Raw genomic sequence first — 19,229 nt, forward strand, 5'->3', positions numbered from 1 at the left:
GCAGAGACCAACCCGAGTACAGAACAAGGGGGCGCCTGGTGGCGACCGGGACGACGGTGTTCAGCCGAGTGACCGTGGTGGCACCGCGAACGCGCATCGACGTCGCGCTTCCCGCGGATGTCGCGGTGGCGGACCTGCTGCCGATGCTGCTGGAGATGGCCCAGGAGAACAGCCCGGACGGCGGTGTCCGGCACGGTGGCTGGTGCCTGGCGAAGATCGGTCAGGACCCGCTGGAGCCGGGGCGCACGCTCGCCTCGCTCGCGGTCGTCGACGGCGACATCCTGCAGCTGCGCCGGCGGGTGGAGAACCCGCCGAAGGCGCTCTACGACGACGTGGTGGACGCGATCGCCGACGCCGACCCGGCCAGCTTCCGGGCCTGGGACGCCGAGACCGCGCGCAAGCTCGGGCACTGGGCGGGCGGCCTGGCCTTCCTGGCCGCCGCGGTCACCGTCGGCCTGGCCGGCACCGCCTACCCGCTGGCCGCCGCGATCACCGCGGGCGTGGCCGCGGTCGTCGCGGTGATCGTCGGCGCGGTGGTCGTGCGCTCCTACGCCGCCCCCACCACCGGCATCATCATCGCCGCCACCGGTGGCCTGCCGATGGCCTTCGTGGCCGGTCTGTACGCGGTGCCCGGCGGTCCGGGCGCGGCCAACCTGCTGCTCGGCTTCGCACTGGTCGCGGTGGTCGCGGGCGCGGCGCTGATGGTGATCGGCGCGGGCGTGTCGGTGTTCATCGCCGCGGTCACCGTCGGCGTGCTCGGCCTGCTCACCTCCACCGTGGCGATGTTCGTGGACTACCCGCCACACGGCTTCGGCGCCGGTGCCGCCGCGGCCGCGCTGGTGGTGCTGTCCACGCTGCCGCAGATGACCATCAAGATGGCCAAGATCCCGCTGCCGCACGTGCCGAGCAACGCCGAGGACCTCAAGGAGGACCAGGGCTTCCCGGACTACGAGGTGATCGAGCGCCGCGCGGGCCTGGCCCACGAGTACATGACCGGCATGATCATCGGCTGCGGCCTGGTCGCCGCCGGTGGCGCCGTGCTGGCCGGCACCATGCCGAAGTTCTGGGGCCCGATCTTCGGCGCGGTGGTCACCGCGGTGCTGCTGCTGCGCGCCCGCACCTACGCCAACGGCAGCCAGGCGGTGGCGCTGCTGTCCACCGGCATCCTCTCCGCCGGTGGACTGCTGGTCGGCTGGATGCTCACCGCCAGCCCGTTCGGCCAGCTGCTGTGGGTCTTCGGCACGCTGATCGCGCTGGCCGCGCTCGGCCTGGTGCTCGGCGTGGTGTTCCCGAACCAGCGCTTCTCCCCGCCGATGCGCCGCTCGGTCGACGTGGCCGAGGCCATCTTCATCGCCGCCGTGCTGCCGCTGGCCCTGGCGGTCATGGAGCTGTACTCCGCGGTCCGGGCGCTGTGATGCGGCGGTTGCGGCGAGCCGCGGCGCTCACCGGCGTCGCGGCCACCCTGCTCACGCTCAACCCGCTGTGGGTCGCCCAGGCCCAGCAGCCGACCCCCTCGGGTCTGGCCAAGCCGGACGACCAGTTCCCGAAGCCCCCGCCCCCTGGCACGCCCGCCCCGGCCGGACCGGCGGTGAAGGACCTGACCTACGAGGCCAAACAGGGCTGCATCCAGCCGGGCAACAACGGGCTGACCGTCGAGGAACGGCCGTGGGGCCAGATGGTGCTCCAGTTCGAGAAGGCCTGGCGGTTCGCCACCGGCAAGAAGCAGAAGGTCGCCGTCATCGACACCGGGGTCAACCCGCATCCCCGGCTGGGCAACCGGCTGCAGGGCGGCGGTGACTACGTCCAGGACGGCAAGAACGGCACCGAGGACTGCAACGGCCACGGCACGCTGGTGGCCGGCATCATCGCCGCGAACAACGACGACAGCACCGAGGGCTTCAAGGGCGTCGCGCCGGACGCGGAGATCCTGGCCTTCCGCCAGACCGACCCGTTCTTCCAGGCCAAGGACAGCAACGGGGTGACCAAGTCCGCGGGCCGGGTCGGCACGCTGGCCCAGGCCATCCGCCGGGCGGCCGACGACCCCGAGGTCACGGTGATCAACATCTCCGAGACCATCTGCGGCGCGGTCGGCACACTGGCCGACCAGCCCATGCTGCGGGCCACCGTGCGGTACGCGGTGAAGGAGAAGGACAAGGTCATCGTGGTCGCGGCCGGCAACACCGACTCCGGCAACGACAAGAGCAGCTGCAAGAACAACAACGAGCCGGGCCGGGCCAGGGTGGTCACCAGCCCCGCCTTCTTCGACGACGACGTGCTCACCGTCGGCGCGGTCAAGCGGGACGGCAGCGCGGCCGAGTTCTCCATCGGCGGCCCCTGGGTGGACATCGCCGGACCGGGCACCCAGATCACCTCGCTGGACCCCGGCCGGGGCGCGACCAAGCTGGCCAACCGGATGCTGGACAACAGCGGCAACCCGACCGAGATCCAGGGCACCAGCTTCGCCGCGCCGTACGTGGCCGGGGTGGCCGCGCTGGTGCGCGAGCGGTACCCCGACCTGGACGCCTACCAGGTGATGTCCCGGCTGCAGAAGACCGCGCAGCACCCGGCGGGCAAGGACGGCCGGGACTTCTACCTCGGCTACGGCATGGTCGACCCGATCGCCGCGCTGACCGCGGTGCTGCCGGAGGAAGCCGGCGTGCGGCCCTCACCCGCGCTGCGCGACGCCATGGCGCTGAAGCCGCCGCTGGAGAAGGACTGGACGCCGATCGTGGTCGCGATCGCGGGCGCGGGCGGCGGGCTCGGTTTGTTGCTGCTGACGCTGTTCGTCATGCACACGGTGCAGCGCAACCGGAAGGGCGAGGAAGAGTCCGCCCTGCGGCCCCTGCACTGAGACCTGTTGTGCCCTCGGGGCCCCTGCTCGCCGAGCGGGGGCCCCGAGGTCTGTCAGTCCTCGCCGATGACCGGGGGCGCGGCCTTCTTCGGCTTGCCGAACAGCTCGGTCGAGCTGGCCGTGACCCTGGTCTTGGACTTGTGCTCCTGGTCCCCGCCCTGGCCACCGCCACCGGCGCCCATCATGCCGCCCATCGGCATCATCCCGCCCATGCCGCCGGCGGGTGGCGCACCAGCGCCAGGACCCATTGCCCCGGCGGCCGCCGCCGCGGGTTGCGGGCTGGCCGCCGGACCCTGCACCGCGGCCGCCGCGCCACCGGGTGGCGGGGGCGGGGGTGCCGAGGCCGCGCCGCCGCCGAGGGAGCCGCCGCCACCGAGGCCACCGCCGCCGCCTGCACCTCCACCGCCGAAGCCACCACCGCCGCCACCGGCCCCGCCGCCGCCCCTGGCGGCCTTGGTGCCCTCCTCGGTGGGGGCTGGGGGCTTGGGGGCGTCGAAGTTCCAGTTGGTCTCGGGCATGGTGTGGGTGAGCTTGATGGCGGTGAAGGCGTCGGCCTGCTCGAAGCCGTCGCACAGGCCCACCAAGGCTTCCAGGACCTGGCGGGCCGCCTCGAAGAGCTCCTTGGTGGGGCGGTGCTGGTCGTCCAGGTACTTCTTGGCCCTGACCTCGCCCTGCACCGGCACGACCATGGCGGCCGAGACGTTCTCCGCGCTGTCGGCCAGCACCTCGACCAGGTCGCGCACGATCTGGCTCAGGCCGTCCGCGGTGGCGTCCAGCGCGTCGGCCAGGGCGACCATGGCATCGGAGACGCCGCCGCCGGCCAGGCCGACCTTGCGCATGTGGTCCAGGAAGGCGTCGGAGTCCGCGCCGTCCCACACCGAGTCCAGGCCGCCCAGCGGTGTGGTCACCTTGGCCGCGACGTCGTCCAGGCTGCGGGCCGCGGCGCGCCAGCGGGCGGCCTCGGCGTGCATGTCGTTCCACTGGCCGACCACCGGGCCGAAGTATTCCTCGACCGGATCGGCGACGCCGAGCTGGCGGGCGGTGCGGGACAGGTAGTTCAGGTGGTCGTCCAGGCCGCGGGCGGCGGCGCGGCCGTCCGGGCCGCTGTCCCGGGGGACGGTCAGCGGCTCGGGGTGGGCGCGCAGCGAGCTGAAGTCCATGCTCAGCGCCTCCCCTCGGTGCGGCGCAGGCCGCTGGCGCTGTCGGACTCGCCGCCCTGGTAGTGCTTGACCACCTCGCCGAGCTCACCGGAGGCCGAGCGCAGCACCTCGCCCGCGCGGGCCAGCTGGCCGCGCAGCAGCTCGGCGGCCCTGGCGTAGGACTCGGCGGTGCGCAGCTGCCTGCCCAGCTCGCCGAAGGCCTCCGGGCCGAGCGGGCTGGCGCCGAGCGAGCCCGCCGCCCGGCCCAGCTCGTCACCGGCCGCCGCGACCTGCTTGGCGTACCCGCTCAGCCAGTCGGTGTCGACCCTGACCTTGTTGGCCATTCCAGCCCCCAGTTCTCGCCTGCCCGTCCGCACGAACTCCGACGGTGCGCCCGGGTGTCCGGTTCCCGCCGGGGCGGTCCGGCTCAGCCGCCGGGCTGCGCGTTCTGCGAGGGCATCACCCGTCGCTTGGGGTCGGTCTCGTCCACCTGCACGGTGTCGAAGATCCGGGCGGCTTCCTTCGGATCCAGGATGGGCCCGGTCGGCAGTGTGCGCAGGATGACCTCGGGCGCGGGCCGGTAGTCGGCGCCCAGCCCCAGTCCCTCGGCGACCTTCTGGTTCGGGATGCCGAAGCGCACGCCGCGGTCGGAGACCAGGAAGATCGGGCCGGAGCCGAAGTTGTTCTCCGAGGTCGTGCTGCGCACCACCGCGGCCTTGCCCGGCGGCATGAAGAACTTGTCCACCTTGTCGCCGCTGCCGTCGGCCTGGGCCAGCTCGACCGGCTTCAGCTTCGGGTCCGGGGTGGGCGTGGCGTTCGCCAGGCCGACCCAGGTGACCGGCTTGCCGCCCTGCACGCCCCAGTTCAGGCAGGTGGTGCCCTGCTCGAGCACGCCGACGATCTTCGGCACCACCCTCGGGTAGTCCTTCATGTCGATCGCGGTGTTGCTGCGCTGCAGGTTGCTCACCGCGCCCGGCCCCAGGGTGACCCAGGCCGAGCTGCTGCCGGAGGCGGTCTGCATCAGGTCGGCCACCGCCAGCGGGATCTCCTGCACGCCGTCCTTGAGCAGCAGGTAGTAGCCGAAGCTGCCGTCCGCGCGCTGCTCCCGGACCACCTCGCCGACCTTGCGGCCGCTGGGCGCGGGGTAGGCGGTGATGCTGCTGCCCTTCTCGCTGATCTCCAGCGGCTTGAGCTCCTTGACCTCCGGGATCGCGTTGATCAACGCGGAGGAGGCCAGCCGCGGCACCGGGTTGGAGATGCGCATCGCGTTCATCAGCGCCTTGTTGGTCATGTCGATCTTGGCGCGCACCGCGCCCGCGCCCGGCAGGCCCTTGGCCGGGTCGCTGGCGAAGACCAGGTAGTGGCTGCCGTTGGGGGCCTTGAACAACAGGCCCTCCTCGTCCTTGAGCTTGCGGCCGAGGTTGGTCACGCCACCGAAGGCGGTGGTGTCGATCGCGGGCTTCTCCTCGCCCTTCACCTGGGCCTGGTCCACGGTCAGCTGGTCGCAGATGCCCCAGTCGGGTGAAACGATCTGCTCGCCGGTCGGCAGCAGCTCGGGCGCGCCGGGGATGCCGGTGAAGGCGCCCCTGGAGACCCCGGTGAGCGAGGCCTCGTCCACCGTCACGGGCGCGGTGGCCTGGCCGGCGCTACCGCCCATGGCCACCAGCAGCAACCGGGCCGAAGCCAGGTTCGGGGTCGCGACCAGCATCTTCGCCGGGTTGTTCATCGCCACGTACACGGCGCCGGACTGCTTGCTGATCACGATGCCGTTCTCCGGCGGCGTTTTACCGGTCGGGTCCAGGTAGCCCCAGACGATGAAACCCAGGCAGCAGACCGCGGCGAGGATCGCCCCGACCACGGTCGCGCGTGTCTGGGTGCGGGTCGGTTCGTGCAACATCACCGCGTCCTTGCGGACCAGCGCGGATTCCATCCTGCGAATCACGAACTGGTACGCGTGAACCTGGGACTTGGTGGTAGGTGTTGAGGGCATTCTCGGCCTGCTGCTCTCCCGGTCGCGGTACGGTTCGGCAGGATAGCCGGATCGGCGGGTCGCGTGGGTGCGGTTGGGGGAACCCGACACTCCTTCGGCGGAGCCCGGCGCACGCACATCGTCCACCGGCTGCCACCTGCCAGGTCCATCAGGGAGCGTTTTCGTGCCCACGAGGGGAACAACAGAGGGCGGATGTCCGTGACCACACCTCAGTCTGCCCAGCAGCGTCCGCCGGCGCCGCCGAGCCCGGCGGCCATGGCCGGTGCGGTGCGCACCGTGATGCGCGCCCGGCGGCGCGAGGTCGGCGCCACCCTCGGGGCGCTGCCGGTGGCCAACCTGGTCGTGCTGGAGATCGGCGGCGCGCTCGGGCTGGTGCTGCTGGCGATCAACACCGCCCTGCTGCCGGTGGCCGCCGGCGTGGCCGGACTGGCGCTGATCCTGGCGCTGGCCCGCATGCGCGGCCGCTGGCTGACCCAGTGGATCAGCCTGACCACCAGCTACCGCTTCCGCTCGCACACCAGGGTCGCGCACCCGGTGCCGCCGGAGCAGGCGGTCTCCGCCGCCGACACCGACGCCAAGGTCACCGGCACCGAGGACGTCCGGGTCGGGCTGCTCCGGCTGGCCTTCCCGGACCTGGTGGTGGCGCACAGCAAGGACCACGAGGACCGGCCGATCGGGCTGGCCTGGCACGAGGGCACCTGGACCGCCCTGCTGCTGGTCGACCCGGCGCCGCAGATGGTCTCGCACGTGGGCGCCACCCCGCCGCTGCCGCTGAGCTCGCTCGCACCCTGTCTTGAGGACCGCGGCGTGGTGCTGGACTCCATCCAGGTCATCACGCACTGCTACCCGGGCAGCGCGGCCCTGCCACCGTCCTCGCCCGCGCTGGCCTCCTACCTGGAGGTGCTCGGCCCGCTGCCCGCGGCCGCCCGGCGCACCACCTGGATCGCGGTCCGGCTGGACCCCAAGCGCTGCCCCGCCGCGGTGCGGGAACGCGGTGGCGGCGTGGTCGGCGCGCACCGCGCGCTGATCGGCGCGGTCTCCCGGGTGCGCAACGCGCTGGAGTCCCGCGGCGTGCCGATCCGGCCGCTGGACGCCGACGAGCTGCTGCGCTCGGCCACCTCGGCTGCGGAGCTGAGCAGCGCCACCGGCACCGGCAAGCCGGTCAGCCTGGTCGAGCGCTGGACCGGGGTCACCGCCGGCGGCATCGGGCACGCCAGCTACGCGGTCACCGGCTGGTCCACCAAGGGCGTGGCGCAGAGCCTGAACGTGCTCACCGGCATCCGCGCGCTGTCCTCCACGGTGTCGGTGGCGATCGCGCCCAGCGGCGAGCCCGGCCAGGTCGGGCTGCGCGGGCTGGTCCGGGTCAGCGCCCGCAACCCCGCCGAGCTGGACGCCGCGCACACCCGGCTGCAGCAGGTCAGCAACCACATCGGCATCAGCCTGACCCCGTTGAAGGGCCAGCAGCTGGACGCCTTCGCCGCCTCGCTGCCGCTGGGAGGGAACACATGAGCAGCCGCATGATGGAGAACAAGGCGGCCGACCTCGGCGTCGCGCCGGAGTTCCTGGTCGCCCCGGAGATGCTGGACGCGATCAGCCCCACCGGCGACCGCGGCGGCATGGTGCTCGGCTCCGGGATCAAGGGCGAGCCGCTCACCGTGTCGGTGATGCGCAACCAGCCCACCCGGATCGTCTCGGTCGGCGGGCTCTACCTGGCCCGCCAGGTGGCGCTGCGCGCGATGGCCATCGGCGCCTGGGTGGTCATCGCCACCGGTCGCCCGCAGGCCTGGCAGGTGCTCACCAGGGCCGCCGGACAGGGTCCTGAGGCGCAGCAGATGCCGCTGGTGCAGATCCGCAGGCTGTCCCCGATCGAGCTGCCCAGGGCCTCGGAGGACGGGCCGCTGCTGGTGGTGCACGACGGCGGCGCGGTGCCGCAGGAGATGTTCCCGCCCCGCTCGGCCTGGCAGACCACCCTGTACGTGCTGCCCTACCTGCACCCGCAGGCCTCGGCCACGGCGAACAACGCCGACCTGGTGCTGATGCAGCGCCTGCCGGTGGGCCAGGCCCAGCTGGCCGGCCGGATCTGGCGGCTGCCGCCGCCAATGGTGAACCAGCTGACCCAGCTCAAGGACGACGGCGTGGTGGCCCTCGGCGCGAACCTGTGGCGCCCGCTGCGGCTGGTGACCACGCCGAAGGAACAGCAGATCCTCGGCCCGGTCCGCCGGGGCGACTGACGTGCGACCCCGGCTGCTCAGCGGCAGCCGGGCACCGCGCGCACGTTGCGGGTCAGTTCGGCCCGCGCGGCCAGCTCGGTGTCTTCCGGGTAGTCGACCCTGACCAGCACCAGCCCGTGCGCGGGGGCCACCGTGACGCCGTTGGCGCGTTCGGTGGACCGGAGCAGCTCCGCGGGCCAGCTCACCGGTTTGCGGCCGTCGCCGACCGCGAGCAGCGCGCCGACCAGGCTGCGCACCATGGAGTGGCAGAAGGCGTCCGCGGACACCGCGGCCAGGAGCACGTGCTCGCTCTCCGCGCGCCATTCCAGCCGCTGGAGCTCCCGGACCGTGGTGGCGCCCTCCCTGCGCTTGCAGAAGGCGGCGAAGTCCCGTTCCCCGAGCAGCAGGGCGGCGGCCTCGTTCATCGCGGCCAGGTCCAGCCGGCGCGGCACCGAGACGATCCGCCTGGCGTCCAGCGGGTTCACGCCGTAGGGCGCGGTGCCCACCCGGTACTCGTAGTGCCGTCGCAGCGCGGCGAACCGGGCGTCGAAGTCGGCGGTGACCACCCTGGCGGCGAAGACCCGCACGTCGGCGGGCAGCAGCCGGGCCAGCCTGCGCGGCAGACCGTCCACATCGGACTCAGCAGGCAGGTCGAGGTGGGCGACCTGGCCGGTGGCGTGCACCCCGGCGTCGGTGCGCCCGGCCACGGTCAGCGCGATCTCCCTGCGCAGCACCCGGGAGATGGCTTCCTCCAGCACCCCGCACACGGTGCGGCGGCCGGGCTGCTTGGCCCAGCCGGAGAAGTCGGTGCCGTCGTAGCCGAGGTCGAGGCGAACGCGCACGAGCCCGCCATCCCCAGCGGGGGTGGCGGGCTCGGCGGACTGGAGCTCAGTCGTCACTTCTTGGCGTCGTCGGCCTTCTCGGCGTCCTCGGCCTTGGCTTCCTCAGCCTTGGGCTCCTCGGCGGTCTCCGCCTTGGTGTCCTCGACCTTGGTCTCCTCGGCCTCGACGACCTCGGTACCGGTCACCGCGTCGGCCTTGGGGGCGTCCTTGGCGAACTTGGTGCCGCGGGCCTTCTCCGCCTCAGCGGTGACGGTCTTCTCGCCCACCAGCTCGATGATCGCCATCTGGGCGTTGTCGCCCTTGCGCGGCATCGACTTGATGATGCGGGTGTAGCCGCCGGGACGCTCCGCGAAGTGCGGGCCGATCTCGGCGAACAGCTTGTGCACCACGTCCTTGTCGCGGACGGTGCGCATGACCTCACGGCGGTTGTGCAGGTCGCCGCGCTTGGCCTTGGTGATCAGCTTCTCGGCGAGCGGACGCAGCCGCCGCGCCTTGGCCTCGGTGGTGGTGATCCGGCCGTGCTGGAACAGCTGGGTGGCCAGGTTGGCCAGCAGCAGCCGCTCGTGGGCCGGGGACCCACCGAGCCGGGCTCCCTTGGTGGGCGTGGGCATCGGTTACTCCTCTAGATCAAGCTCAACGCTGTGACGTGTCAGCGTCCACAGTGGACGGACAGCTCAGAGCTGCTCCGTCTCCGCGTAGTCCTGGCCATCGTCGTGGACGGTGTCGACGTGCCCACTTGCCCAACCCTCACCGGTGTACTCCGAGGCCGCGGCGGACGGGTCGAACCCGGGCGGGCTGTCCTTGAGCGCGAGCCCAAGGCCGGCCAGCTTCAGCTTGACCTCGTCGATCGACTTGGCACCGAAGTTGCGGATGTCGAGCAGGTCCGCCTCGCTGCGCGAGACCAGCTCGCCAACGGTGTGGATGCCCTCGCGCTTGAGGCAGTTGTAGGAACGGACCGTGAGGTCCAGGTCCTCGATCGGCATCGCGAACGCCGCGATGGTGTCCGCCTCGGCGGGCGAGGGGCCGATCTCGATGCCTTCGGCGTCGACGTTGAGCTCACGGGCCAAGCCGAACAGCTCGACGAGGGTCTTACCGGCCGATGCCACCGCGTCGCGGGGGGTGATCGACGGCTTGGTCTCCACGTCCAGGATCAGCTTGTCGAAGTCCGTGCGCTGCTCGACACGGGTGGCCTCGACCTTGTACGTCACCTTCAGCACCGGCGAGTAGATCGAGTCGACCGGGATCCGGCCGATCTCGGCGCCGGCCTGCTTGTTCTGCATGGCCGGGACGTAGCCGCGACCGCGCTCGACAACGAGCTCGATCTCCAGCTTGCCCTTGCCGTTCAGGGTGGCGATGTGCAGGTCGGGGTTGTGCACGGTGACACCGGCCGGCGGCACGATGTCGCCAGCGGTGACCTCACCGGGGCCCTGCTTGCGCAGGTACATGGTGACCGGCTCGTCCTCTTCGGAGCTGACGACCAGCTCCTTGAGGTTCAGGATGATGTCGGTGACATCCTCCTTCACGCCGGGCACCGTGGTGAACTCGTGGAGCACGCCGTCGATGCGGATGCTGGTCACCGCTGCCCCCGGGATGGAGGACAGCAGCGTGCGCCGCAGCGAGTTGCCGAGGGTGTAGCCGAAGCCCGGCTCCAGCGGTTCGATGACGAACCGGGAGCGGGTCTCGTTGACCGTGTCCTCGGCCAGCGTGGGCCGCTGGGAGATAAGCACTGTGGAACTCCTTTACCTGTCGGCGCCCGCTATTTGACGCCGTACTGGGCCTTGCCCCGGCGGCACACCCTTCGTGCCGACGGTCAGACGCAGTGCCGGGGCGACTGTCGCAAGACAGCCGCCCCGGTACACGTCACTTCGAGTAGAGCTCGACGATGAGCTGCTCCTGGACCGGGGTGTCGATCTGAGCCCGGACCGGGAGCGAGTGCACGAGCACACGCAGCGTCGACGGAACAACCTGGAGCCAGGCCGGCACCGGACGGTCGCCGAGGGCTTCCTTCGCGGCCAGGAACGGCAGCGTCGGCAGCGACTTCGGCTTCACGTCGATGATGTCGTACTGGGACACCCGGAAGCTCGGGATGTTGACCTTCTTGCCGTTGACCAGGAAGTGGCCGTGGGCCACCAGCTGGCGCGCCTGACGCCGCGTGCGGGCCAGGCCGGCGCGGTACACGACGTTGTCCAGCCGCGACTCGAGGATGATCAGCAGTGCCTCACCGGTCTTGCCGGTGACGCGACGCGCTTCCTCGAAGTAGCGACGGAACTGCTTCTCCAGCACGCCGTAGGTGAAGCGGGCCTTCTGCTTCTCCTGCGACTGCAGCAGGTACTCGGACTCCTTGATGCGAGTCCGGCCGTGCTGGCCAGGGGGGTACGGACGGCGCTCGAAGGAGCGGTCGCCGCCGATGAGGTCAACCTTGAGCCGACGAGACTTACGAGTCGCGGGACCGGTGTAACGAGCCATCGTGAATTACTCCTTCCCGCGCTTAGACCCGGCGCCGCTTGGGCGGGCGGCAGCCGTTGTGCGGCTGCGGGGTCACGTCCTGGATAGTGCCGACCTCGAGACCAGCGGCCTGGAGGGAACGGATCGCGGTTTCCCGGCCAGAGCCAGGGCCCTTCACGAACACGTCGACCTTGCGCATGCCGTGTTCAGCGGCCTTGCGGGCACAGTTCTCCGCGGCCATCTGGGCGGCGAACGGCGTCGACTTGCGGGAGCCCTTGAAGCCAACGTGGCCTGCGGACGCCCAGCTGATCACGTTGCCCGCGGGGTCCGTGATCGACACGATCGTGTTGTTGAACGTGCTCTTGATGTGGGCGAACCCATGAGAGACGTTCTTCTTTTCCTTGCGCCGGATTTTCTTGACCCCGGCGCCCGTACGGGACTTCGGTGGCATGTTGCGGTGATCTCCTAGCTAGCGCGAGGTCTTACTTCTTTCCGGCCTTCTTCTTGCCGGCGACCGTCTTCTTCGGGCCCTTGCGGGTACGCGCGTTGGTCTTGGTGCGCTGGCCCCGCACGGGCAGGTTGCGGCGGTGCCGCAGCCCCTCGTAACAGCCGATCTCGATCTTCCGGCGAATGTCGGCCTGAACCTCGCGGCGGAGGTCACCCTCAACCTTGAAGTGGTTCTCGATGTACTCGCGGAGCTTGACGACGTCGTCGTCAGTGAGCTCGCGAACACGCAGGTCGGCGCTCAGGCCGGTCGCGCCCAGGATCTCCCGGGAGCGGGTACGGCCAATGCCGAAAATGTAGGTCAGCGCGATCTCCAACCGCTTCTCGCGGGGAAGATCGACGCCAGAGAGTCGTGCCATGCGGCGACTTTCTCCTTCGTCGTATCTCCAGGTCTTCTCCCCGACCGCCCCACGAGTCGACTCGACTACTCGTGGGCCCCGGCCTGGAGACCGGGGGTCAGTCGCGGTACCTCAGTACCGGACAGGTTCGGGGAGGCTTGTGTGGTTTGTCGTCCGGATCAGCGACCCGAAGTGCGGGTGATCAGCCCTGACGCTGCTTGTGACGCAGGTTCTCGCAGATCACCATGACCCGCCCGTGACGGCGGATCACCTTGCACTTGTCGCAGATCTTCTTGACGCTCGGCTGGACCTTCACGGTCGTGCACTCCTGCTTGGCCGCGTGTCCTGGGGGCACCAGGACACCGTGGAGGTCACTTGTAGCGGTAGACGATGCGGCCACGGGACAGGTCGTAGGGCGACAGCTCCACGACTACCCGGTCCTCGGGCAGGATGCGGATGTAGTGCTGCCGCATCTTGCCGCTGATGTGTGCAAGGACCCTGTGGCCGTTCTCCAACTCGACGCGAAACATCGCGTTGGGGAGCGGCTCGACTACGCGGCCCTCGACTTCAATGGCCCCGTCCTTCTTGCCCATGTCCTCCGCGTTTCGTGACAGTGATGATCTGGCAAACCCGATCAGACTAGGAAAGACCCCTGATCAGGCGGTGTACGGGCAGTCGAGGGGCCCGCTACCTTCGAGACCCTGGATGACCGCCGGGTGAGCACCAGAAGTGCGGAACACCGGTCGCCAGGCAGCTGATGAACAGCCACGGGCACGTCGGAACGGGCACAACGAGATGCGCCGTCGCTCCAGTGTAGGCGCAGTATGCGCTGGTCTCCAAACCGGGGTGGGTCAGCCGCGCTCGCCGCGCTGCCGCTCGCCGCGTCTGCTCATCCAGCTGAACAGCTCGATGGCCCCCCAGATGCCCACCGGCCAGAGGAACCAGGGGTAGATCCCCTCGCCGGTGACCAGCGCCATGCCGGCCCACACCGCGACCATGATCGCGCTGGCGATGAGCCACGTCCGCACTGATTCGCTCACGTCAGCCAGGGTGGCAGCACGCCCCGTCACCAGGCGTCATCCCCGATGGGGATTCGAGGGGGTCCCTGAGAGGGAGCCCGGCGCGCCGGATGTTGTCGCCGACCGCGGTCCGGACACAGAGTGGGCGAAGGGGGGTGGCGATGAGCGGTCCGGAGGAGCGCTTCACCGCGCTGTACCAGCTGCACTACGAGGACATCGCCCGCTACCTGCGCCGACGCGCGCCGGAGCTGGACTGCCGGGACCTGGTCGCGGACGTGTTCCTGGTGGCCTGGCGCCGCTTCGCCGAGCTGGAGCGCGCCCGGCTGCCGCTGCCCTGGCTGTACGGGGTGGCCCGCCGGGTGCTGGCCAACGCCTGCCGCGGCGCGCGCCGGGCGGACGGGCTGGTGGCCAAGGCCGCCCGCTACTCCGGCCGGGACCTCGCCGCCGACCACACCGAGCAGACCGAGGACCGGCTGGCCCTGGCCGCGGCGCTGGCCGGACTGGGCGAGACCGACCGGGAGGCGCTCCGGCTGATCGCCTGGGAAGGGCTGTCCACCAGGGACGCGGCCGCGGCGCTCGGCTGCTCGGCGGCCGCGCTGAGCATGCGGCTGCTCCGGCTGCGGCGACGCCTGCGCACGGACGCCTGGCCCGCCTTGGCACTGCTGACCGGAGGAGCGTGATGGGTGCCGAGGAGGAACTGCGGCGGCTGCTGGCGCCGCTGGACCCGGCCGCGCGGGCCACGGACTGGCCCGATCCGGCGGACCGGGCCGCTGACCTGCACCGCATCCTGACCACCGGGACGGACACCGGTGGTCCCCGGTACCGGCGGCGCCCGGTGCTCGCCGGAGTGGGGGTGACGGCGGCGGTCATCACCTCGGTGACCGCCGTCGGCCTGCTCCTGCCCGAGCTCCCGGCCCAGCACACCACGCTGCCGCCACCGGCCCGGACCGTGCCGGTGGACGACGCCCCCGCGCCGGACTGGCTGCGCTCGGTGGCCGACTGGCAGGACACCAAGCCGCAGTCCCCGCCGGCCGGACCGGTCGAGCAGGTGCGGCGGGAGGAGTGGCGGGCGGTGGGCTTCGGCATGGTGCACCAGCAGCCGCCGCACGAGACCGAGGTGCTGCACCGCCCGGACGGCTCCCGGCGCATCACCGTCTCGTGGCCGGGCCAGGCGCCCACCGTCCAGGACACCCCGTCCGGATCGACCGGCTACAGCCCCGCCGCGCCGATCCCGGACGGGGAGGCCGCCTTCACCGCCTGGCTGTGGCAGGGGATCGACGTGGCCTGCGAGCCCGCCGCCGCCCTGGAGGCGGTGCGGAACCTGGTCCGGGACCGGGCGCTCACCGCGCGCCAGCGGAGCTGGCTGCTGCGTGCGCTCAGCCAGGTGCCCGGCCTGCACCGGGACGGACCCGCCGGCGACGGCCCCAGCCGGGCGGGCGAGCTGCTCAGCCGGGTCGACGAGGTGGCGGGGCGGAGGGTCCGGCACACGCTGCTGATCAACCAGTACGACGCCCGGATCCTGCGGTACGAGGAGTTCAGCGACGGCGCCAAGGTGGCCTACGAGTCCTACCTGGTGTCCACACACCTGCCGCTCGCGGGCTGAACACGCGACAGCGCCCCGGAGCCGGGACTCCGGGGCGCTGTCGTGGTGCTGTGTGGTCAGTCCTCCAGGGCGGTGAGCACCCAGGGGCCGTCCTCGGTGACCGCGACGCTGTGTTCCCAGTGCGCGGCGCGGGAGCCGTCGTCGGTGATGACGGTCCAGCCGTCCTCGAGCTCGATGGTGTCGTCGCTGCCCAGGGTGACCATGGGCTCGACCGCGATGGCCATGCCGACCTTGAGCTTGGGGCCCTTGCCCGGCTTGCCGCGGTTGGGCAGGAACGGTTCCATGTGCATCTGGCTGCCGATGCCGTGGCCGCCGTAGTCGGCGACGATGGCGTAGGCCAGGCCGTCCCGCTTGGCCGCGGCCACCACCGCGGTCTCGATGGCGTGGCTGATGTCGCTGAGCCGGTTGTCCGGGCGGACCGCGGCGATACCGGCGATCATCGACTCCCGGCAGGCGTTGGACAGCTTCAGCTCCTGCTCGGTCACCGTGCCGATGGCCAGGGTGACCGCGGAGTCGCCGTGCCAGCCGTCCAGGATCGCGCCGCAGTCCACCGACAGCAGGTCGCCGTCGGCGAGCACCTGCTCCCGGTTCGGGATGCCGTGCACGACCTGCTCGTTCACCGAGGCGCAGATCGAGCCCGGGAAGCCGTGGTAGCCCTTGAACGAGGGCACCGCGCCGGCGTCCCGGATGGTCTGCTCGGCCAGCTCGTCCAGCTCACCGGTGCTCACCCCGGCCTTGGCCGCCGAGGCGACCGCGGCCAGGGTGCGTGCCACCACCAGGCCGGCGGCGCGCATGGCCTCCAGCTCGGTGCGAGTCTTGATCTCGATTCCGCGTCCGCGCCTGAGCACGGGCCCCGCCCTTCTACCTACGGTTGTTGAGCGCGTCCAGCGCGCGGCCGGTGATCTCCTCGACCGTGCCGACCGCGTCCACCTTCAGCAGGATGTCCGCGTAGTAGTCGAGCAGCGGCGCGGTCTCCGAGCGGTACACCTGCTGGCGCCGCCGGATCACGTCCTCGTTGTCGTCGGAGCGGCCGCGGGCGAGCAGCCGCTCCACCACGACGTCCTCGGCCACCGCGAACTCCAGCACCGCGTCCAGGGCCTCGTCGTTCTCCTTGAGGATCTGGCCGAGCACGTCCGCCTGCGCGGTGTTGCGCGGGAAGCCGTCCAGTAGGAAGCCGTTCACCGCGTCCGCCTCGGCCAGCCGCTCCCGCACCATCGAGTTGGTGACCGAGTCCGGCACCAGCTCACCGGCGTCCAGGTAGCGCTTGGCTTCCTTGCCCAGAGCGGTCTCCTGGCCGACGTTGTACCGGAACAGCTCGCCGGTGGAGATGTGCGGCACACCGAGCTTCTGACTCAGCACGGTGGCCTGCGTACCCTTGCCCGCTCCGGGCGGGCCGACAAGAACGAGTCGCACTAGCGGAGGAACCCTTCGTAGTTACGCTGCATGAGCTGGCTCTCGATCTGCTTCACCGTGTCCAGGCCGACGCCGACCATGATCAGCACCGCGGTGCCGCCGAACGGGAAGTTCTGGTTCTGCCCATCGCCGGTGACACCGAGGAAGAAGTTCGGCAACACGGCGATGATGCCCAGGTAGAGCGAGCCCGGCAGGGTGATCCGGCTCAGTACGAACTGCAGGTACTCGGCCGTCGGACGGCCGGGGCGGATACCAGGGATGAACCCGCCGAACTTCTTCATCTCGTCGGCGCGCTCGTCCGGGTTGAACGTGATCGCCACGTAGAAGTACGTGAAGAAGATGATCAGCAGGAAGTACAGCGTGATGTGCACCCAGCTGCGCTGGTTGACCACCTGGTCGCGCAGGAAGATCTGCCACCAGCTCGCCTCGCCCGCGCCCTGGGTCAGCCTGGTGATCAGGTCCGGCAGGTACAGCAGCGAGGAGGCGAAGATGACCGGGATGACACCGGCCTGGTTCACCTTCAGCGGCAGGTAGGTCGAGGTGCCGCCGTACATCCGGCGGCCGATCATGCGCTTGGCGTACTGCACCGGGATCCGGCGCTGCGCCTGCTCCACGAAGATGACGCTGGCGATGATGACCAGGCCGAACACGCAGATGATGGCGAAGGTGACGCCGCCCTGGCGCAGGATGTTGGCGCCCTCGGCCGGGATCCGGGCCGCGATCATGGTGAAGATCAGCAGGGACATGCCGTTGCCGATGCCGCGCTCGGTGATCAGCTCACCCAGCCACATGATCACCGCGGTGCCCGCGGTCATCGTGATCACGATGACGATCAGGCCGAAGATGCCCTTGTCCGGGATGATGTCCAGCGTGCAGTTCTGGAACAGCTGACCTCGCACCGCGAGCGCGGTGAACGCGGTGGCCTGCAGGATGGCCAGCGCGATGGTGAGGTAGCGGGTGTACTGGGTCAGCTTGCCCTGACCGGCCTGACCCTCCTTGCGCAGCTGCTCGAACCGCGGGATGACCACGGTGAGCAGCTGGATGATGATGCTCGCGGTGATGTACGGCATGATGCCCAGCGCGAAGATCGACAACTGCAACAACGCACCGCCGCTGAACAGGTTCAGCAGGGTGTAGATGTTGTTGGCGTTGTCACCCTCGGCCTGCCGGATGCATTCCTGGATGTTGGGGTAGGAAACCCCTGGCGACGGCAGGGTCGCGCCCAGGCGGTAGACCGCGATGAGCGCGAGGGTGAAGAGGATCTTGCGGCGTAGGTCAGGCGTCGCAAGAGCCGAGCGGAAGGCGCTGAGCACGCAAGACCTCCTCGGCGTGGCCGGCCCGGTTGGCCGACTACTGACGGACCCGGCCCGCTGGCCGGCTGTACCTCACCTGGCGAGCGGAACTCGCGCAGTCCAGGGACGCATCGCACCACCACAGCGCGAAGCGTGCTGACGACTTTAACAGCCTGGATCTCCGTGCCCACCCCTACCGTCGGATTGACCTTGGGAATGCGTGGAACGGAGTACCGGGCCGGAAACTGGAACGGGCCGGCGGGTCGCCCCCGCCGGCCCGTTCCACCAGCTAACAGCTCACAGCACGGTGGTGGAGCCACCAGCTGCGTTGATCTTGTCCATCGCGCTCTGGGAGAACTTGTGCGCGGTGACGTCGAGCTTGACCCCGCCCAGGTCCCCGTCGCCGAGGACCTTGACCAGCTTGCCCTTGCGGACCAGACCGGCGTTGACGATGTCCTCCACCCCGATGGCGCCCCCCTCGGGGAACAGCCGGGCCAGGTCGGTCACGTTGACCGGCTGGTACTCGGTGCGGAACGGGTTCTTGAAGCCCTTGAGCTTCGGCAGCCGCATGTGGATGGGCATCTGCCCACCCTCCAGGCGCGCGGGGACGTTCTTGCGCGCCTTGGTGCCCTTGGTACCACGACCCGCGGTCTTGCCCTTGGAACCCTCACCACGACCCACACGGGTCTTGGCGGTGTTGGAGCCAGGGGCCGGACGCAGGTGGTGCAGCTTGATAGTCATCAGTCAGCGACCTCCTCGACCGCCACCAGGTGCCGCACGGTGTGGACGAGGCCACGGACCTGCGGGCTGTCCTCACGGACCACCGACTGGCGGATCTTGCGCAGACCCAGGGTGCGAAGCGAGTCGCGCTGGTTCTGCTTGCAACCAATGGTGCTGCGCAGCTGGGTGATCTGGAGCTTGGCCACGAGGATCACGCCCCCTGTCCAGCTCGGGCCCGCAGCATGCCGGCCGGAGCAACGTCCTCCAGCGGCAGGCCACGACGCGCGGCGACCTCTTCAGGGCGCTGCAGCATCTTCAGCGCGGCGACGGTGGCACGCACGATGTTGATGGCGTTGTCGCTACCCAGCGACTTGCTCAGCACATCGTGGATGCCCACGCACTCCAGCACGGCACGCACCGGGCCACCGGCGATGACACCGGTACCGGGGCTGGCCGGGCGCAGGAGCACGACGCCGGCGGCGTCCTCGCCCTGGACCGGGTGCGGGATGGTGCCCGCGATGCGAGGGACGCGGAAGAAGCTCTTCTTCGCCTCCTCGACACCCTTGGCGATGGCGGCCGGAACTTCCTTGGCCTTGCCGTAGCCGACGCCAACCATTCCGTCGCCGTCACCCACGATCACCAGCGCGGTGAAGCTGAAACGACGACCACCCTTGACCACCTTCGCGACGCGGTTGATCGCAACCACGCGCTCGATGTGCAGGCTCTTCTCCTGGGGAGCTCCGCCACGACCGGAGTCGCGACGGTCGCGACGGTCACGCCGCTCGCCACGCTCGTTGCCCTGGCCACCCGGACCGCCCTGGCCGCCGCCGAATTGCCGTGTACGTCCCGGCATCAGGCGTTCC

Annotated in this window: 24 protein-coding genes; 6 read left to right on the forward strand and 18 right to left on the reverse strand. The window is 70.6% G+C overall.

Annotated features, from left to right (window positions below):
- Window positions 1–38 precede the first annotated feature (38 nt).
- Entirely contained in the window at window positions 39–1,415 is a 1,377-nt protein-coding gene (eccD, locus tag N8J89_RS38265; RefSeq protein ID WP_283661786.1) for a type VII secretion integral membrane protein EccD, read from the forward strand.
- Window positions 1,416–1,423: 8 nt separating this feature from the next.
- On the forward strand, window positions 1,424–2,851 hold the full coding sequence (gene mycP / locus N8J89_RS38270) for a type VII secretion-associated serine protease mycosin (protein ID WP_283661787.1): 1,428 nt from the start codon (window positions 1,424–1,426) through the stop codon (window positions 2,849–2,851).
- Window positions 2,852–2,904: 53 nt separating this feature from the next.
- Here the strand turns inward: mycP and N8J89_RS38275 are convergent, their stop codons facing one another.
- The 3 genes from N8J89_RS38275 to eccB all read right to left on the reverse strand — a co-directional run bounded on the left by N8J89_RS38275 (window position 2,905) and on the right by eccB (window position 5,980).
- A complete protein-coding gene (locus N8J89_RS38275) occupies window positions 2,905–4,011 on the reverse strand; it encodes a hypothetical protein (RefSeq protein ID WP_283661788.1) in 1,107 nt (368 codons plus the stop codon).
- 2 nt (window positions 4,012–4,013) lie between these two features.
- Window positions 4,014–4,334, reverse strand: a complete 321-nt coding sequence (locus N8J89_RS38280; protein WP_283661789.1) for a hypothetical protein — start codon at window positions 4,332–4,334, stop codon at window positions 4,014–4,016.
- Window positions 4,335–4,417: 83 nt separating this feature from the next.
- Window positions 4,418–5,980 (reverse strand): type VII secretion protein EccB, encoded by a 1,563-nt coding sequence (eccB, locus tag N8J89_RS38285; RefSeq protein WP_283661790.1) that lies wholly within the window; start codon window positions 5,978–5,980, stop codon window positions 4,418–4,420.
- 327 nt (window positions 5,981–6,307) lie between these two features.
- On the opposite strand from eccB, the gene eccE reads away from it, so the two are divergent.
- The gene (gene eccE, locus N8J89_RS38290; protein ID WP_283666352.1) at window positions 6,308–7,489 is read left to right on the forward strand and encodes a type VII secretion protein EccE; all 1,182 of its coding nucleotides are present in this window, start codon (window positions 6,308–6,310) and stop codon (window positions 7,487–7,489) included.
- A complete protein-coding gene (locus N8J89_RS38295; protein WP_252480578.1) occupies window positions 7,486–8,211 on the forward strand; it encodes a hypothetical protein in 726 nt (241 codons plus the stop codon). The genes eccE and N8J89_RS38295 overlap by 4 nt, the downstream gene beginning before the upstream one ends.
- Before the next feature lie 17 nt (window positions 8,212–8,228).
- Here the strand turns inward: N8J89_RS38295 and truA are convergent, their stop codons facing one another.
- From truA to N8J89_RS38340, 9 genes are all read right to left on the reverse strand, one after another.
- Window positions 8,229–9,089 (reverse strand): tRNA pseudouridine(38-40) synthase TruA, encoded by an 861-nt coding sequence (gene truA, locus N8J89_RS38300; protein ID WP_283661791.1) that lies wholly within the window; start codon window positions 9,087–9,089, stop codon window positions 8,229–8,231.
- Window positions 9,086–9,643, reverse strand: a complete 558-nt coding sequence (gene rplQ, locus N8J89_RS38305; protein WP_283661792.1) for a 50S ribosomal protein L17 — start codon at window positions 9,641–9,643, stop codon at window positions 9,086–9,088. Before rplQ ends, truA begins: the two co-directional genes overlap by 4 nt.
- 63 nt (window positions 9,644–9,706) lie before the next feature.
- Window positions 9,707–10,759: a DNA-directed RNA polymerase subunit alpha gene (locus N8J89_RS38310; RefSeq protein WP_252480575.1), complete on the reverse strand. Its 1,053-nt coding sequence runs from the start codon at window positions 10,757–10,759 to the stop codon at window positions 9,707–9,709.
- 133 nt (window positions 10,760–10,892) lie between these two features.
- Window positions 10,893–11,498, reverse strand: a complete 606-nt coding sequence (rpsD, locus tag N8J89_RS38315) for a 30S ribosomal protein S4 (RefSeq protein ID WP_252480574.1) — start codon at window positions 11,496–11,498, stop codon at window positions 10,893–10,895.
- Window positions 11,499–11,520: 22 nt separating this feature from the next.
- The gene (gene rpsK, locus N8J89_RS38320) at window positions 11,521–11,928 is read right to left on the reverse strand and encodes a 30S ribosomal protein S11 (RefSeq protein ID WP_252480573.1); all 408 of its coding nucleotides are present in this window, start codon (window positions 11,926–11,928) and stop codon (window positions 11,521–11,523) included.
- A gap of 31 nt (window positions 11,929–11,959) precedes the next feature.
- Entirely contained in the window at window positions 11,960–12,340 is a 381-nt protein-coding gene (rpsM, locus tag N8J89_RS38325) for a 30S ribosomal protein S13 (RefSeq protein ID WP_185000400.1), read from the reverse strand.
- Window positions 12,341–12,521: 181 nt separating this feature from the next.
- Entirely contained in the window at window positions 12,522–12,635 is a 114-nt protein-coding gene (gene rpmJ / locus N8J89_RS38330) for a 50S ribosomal protein L36 (RefSeq protein WP_010148647.1), read from the reverse strand.
- Window positions 12,636–12,690: 55 nt separating this feature from the next.
- Window positions 12,691–12,912, reverse strand: a complete 222-nt coding sequence (infA, locus tag N8J89_RS38335) for a translation initiation factor IF-1 (RefSeq protein ID WP_029136093.1) — start codon at window positions 12,910–12,912, stop codon at window positions 12,691–12,693.
- A gap of 258 nt (window positions 12,913–13,170) precedes the next feature.
- On the reverse strand, window positions 13,171–13,359 hold the full coding sequence (locus N8J89_RS38340) for a hypothetical protein (RefSeq protein ID WP_252480571.1): 189 nt from the start codon (window positions 13,357–13,359) through the stop codon (window positions 13,171–13,173).
- Between the two features lie 140 nt (window positions 13,360–13,499).
- Here N8J89_RS38340 and N8J89_RS38345 point away from each other — a divergent pair, with 140 nt between their 5' ends.
- On the forward strand, window positions 13,500–14,018 hold the full coding sequence (locus N8J89_RS38345) for an RNA polymerase sigma factor (RefSeq protein WP_283661793.1): 519 nt from the start codon (window positions 13,500–13,502) through the stop codon (window positions 14,016–14,018).
- On the forward strand, window positions 14,018–14,941 hold the full coding sequence (locus tag N8J89_RS38350; protein WP_283661794.1) for a hypothetical protein: 924 nt from the start codon (window positions 14,018–14,020) through the stop codon (window positions 14,939–14,941). Before N8J89_RS38345 ends, N8J89_RS38350 begins: the two co-directional genes overlap by 1 nt.
- A 56-nt stretch (window positions 14,942–14,997) precedes the next feature.
- Here N8J89_RS38350 and map read toward each other — a convergent pair whose 3' ends face one another.
- The 6 genes from map to rpsE all read right to left on the reverse strand — a co-directional run bounded on the left by map (window position 14,998) and on the right by rpsE (window position 19,219).
- Window positions 14,998–15,789, reverse strand: a complete 792-nt coding sequence (map, locus tag N8J89_RS38355) for a type I methionyl aminopeptidase (protein ID WP_283661795.1) — start codon at window positions 15,787–15,789, stop codon at window positions 14,998–15,000.
- 13 nt (window positions 15,790–15,802) lie between these two features.
- Window positions 15,803–16,354: an adenylate kinase gene (locus tag N8J89_RS38360; protein ID WP_283661796.1), complete on the reverse strand. Its 552-nt coding sequence runs from the start codon at window positions 16,352–16,354 to the stop codon at window positions 15,803–15,805.
- Window positions 16,354–17,667, reverse strand: a complete 1,314-nt coding sequence (secY, locus tag N8J89_RS38365; protein ID WP_252480565.1) for a preprotein translocase subunit SecY — start codon at window positions 17,665–17,667, stop codon at window positions 16,354–16,356. Before secY ends, N8J89_RS38360 begins: the two co-directional genes overlap by 1 nt.
- Before the next feature lie 276 nt (window positions 17,668–17,943).
- A complete protein-coding gene (rplO, locus tag N8J89_RS38370) occupies window positions 17,944–18,390 on the reverse strand; it encodes a 50S ribosomal protein L15 (protein WP_252480676.1) in 447 nt (148 codons plus the stop codon).
- On the reverse strand, window positions 18,387–18,572 hold the full coding sequence (gene rpmD / locus N8J89_RS38375; RefSeq protein ID WP_252480675.1) for a 50S ribosomal protein L30: 186 nt from the start codon (window positions 18,570–18,572) through the stop codon (window positions 18,387–18,389). Before rpmD ends, rplO begins: the two co-directional genes overlap by 4 nt.
- Window positions 18,573–18,577: 5 nt before the next feature.
- Entirely contained in the window at window positions 18,578–19,219 is a 642-nt protein-coding gene (gene rpsE, locus N8J89_RS38380) for a 30S ribosomal protein S5 (protein WP_247755561.1), read from the reverse strand.
- Window positions 19,220–19,229: the final 10 nt, after the last annotated feature.

Source organism: Crossiella sp. CA-258035, from assembly GCF_030064675.1.
Taxonomy (GTDB): domain Bacteria; phylum Actinomycetota; class Actinomycetes; order Mycobacteriales; family Pseudonocardiaceae; genus Crossiella.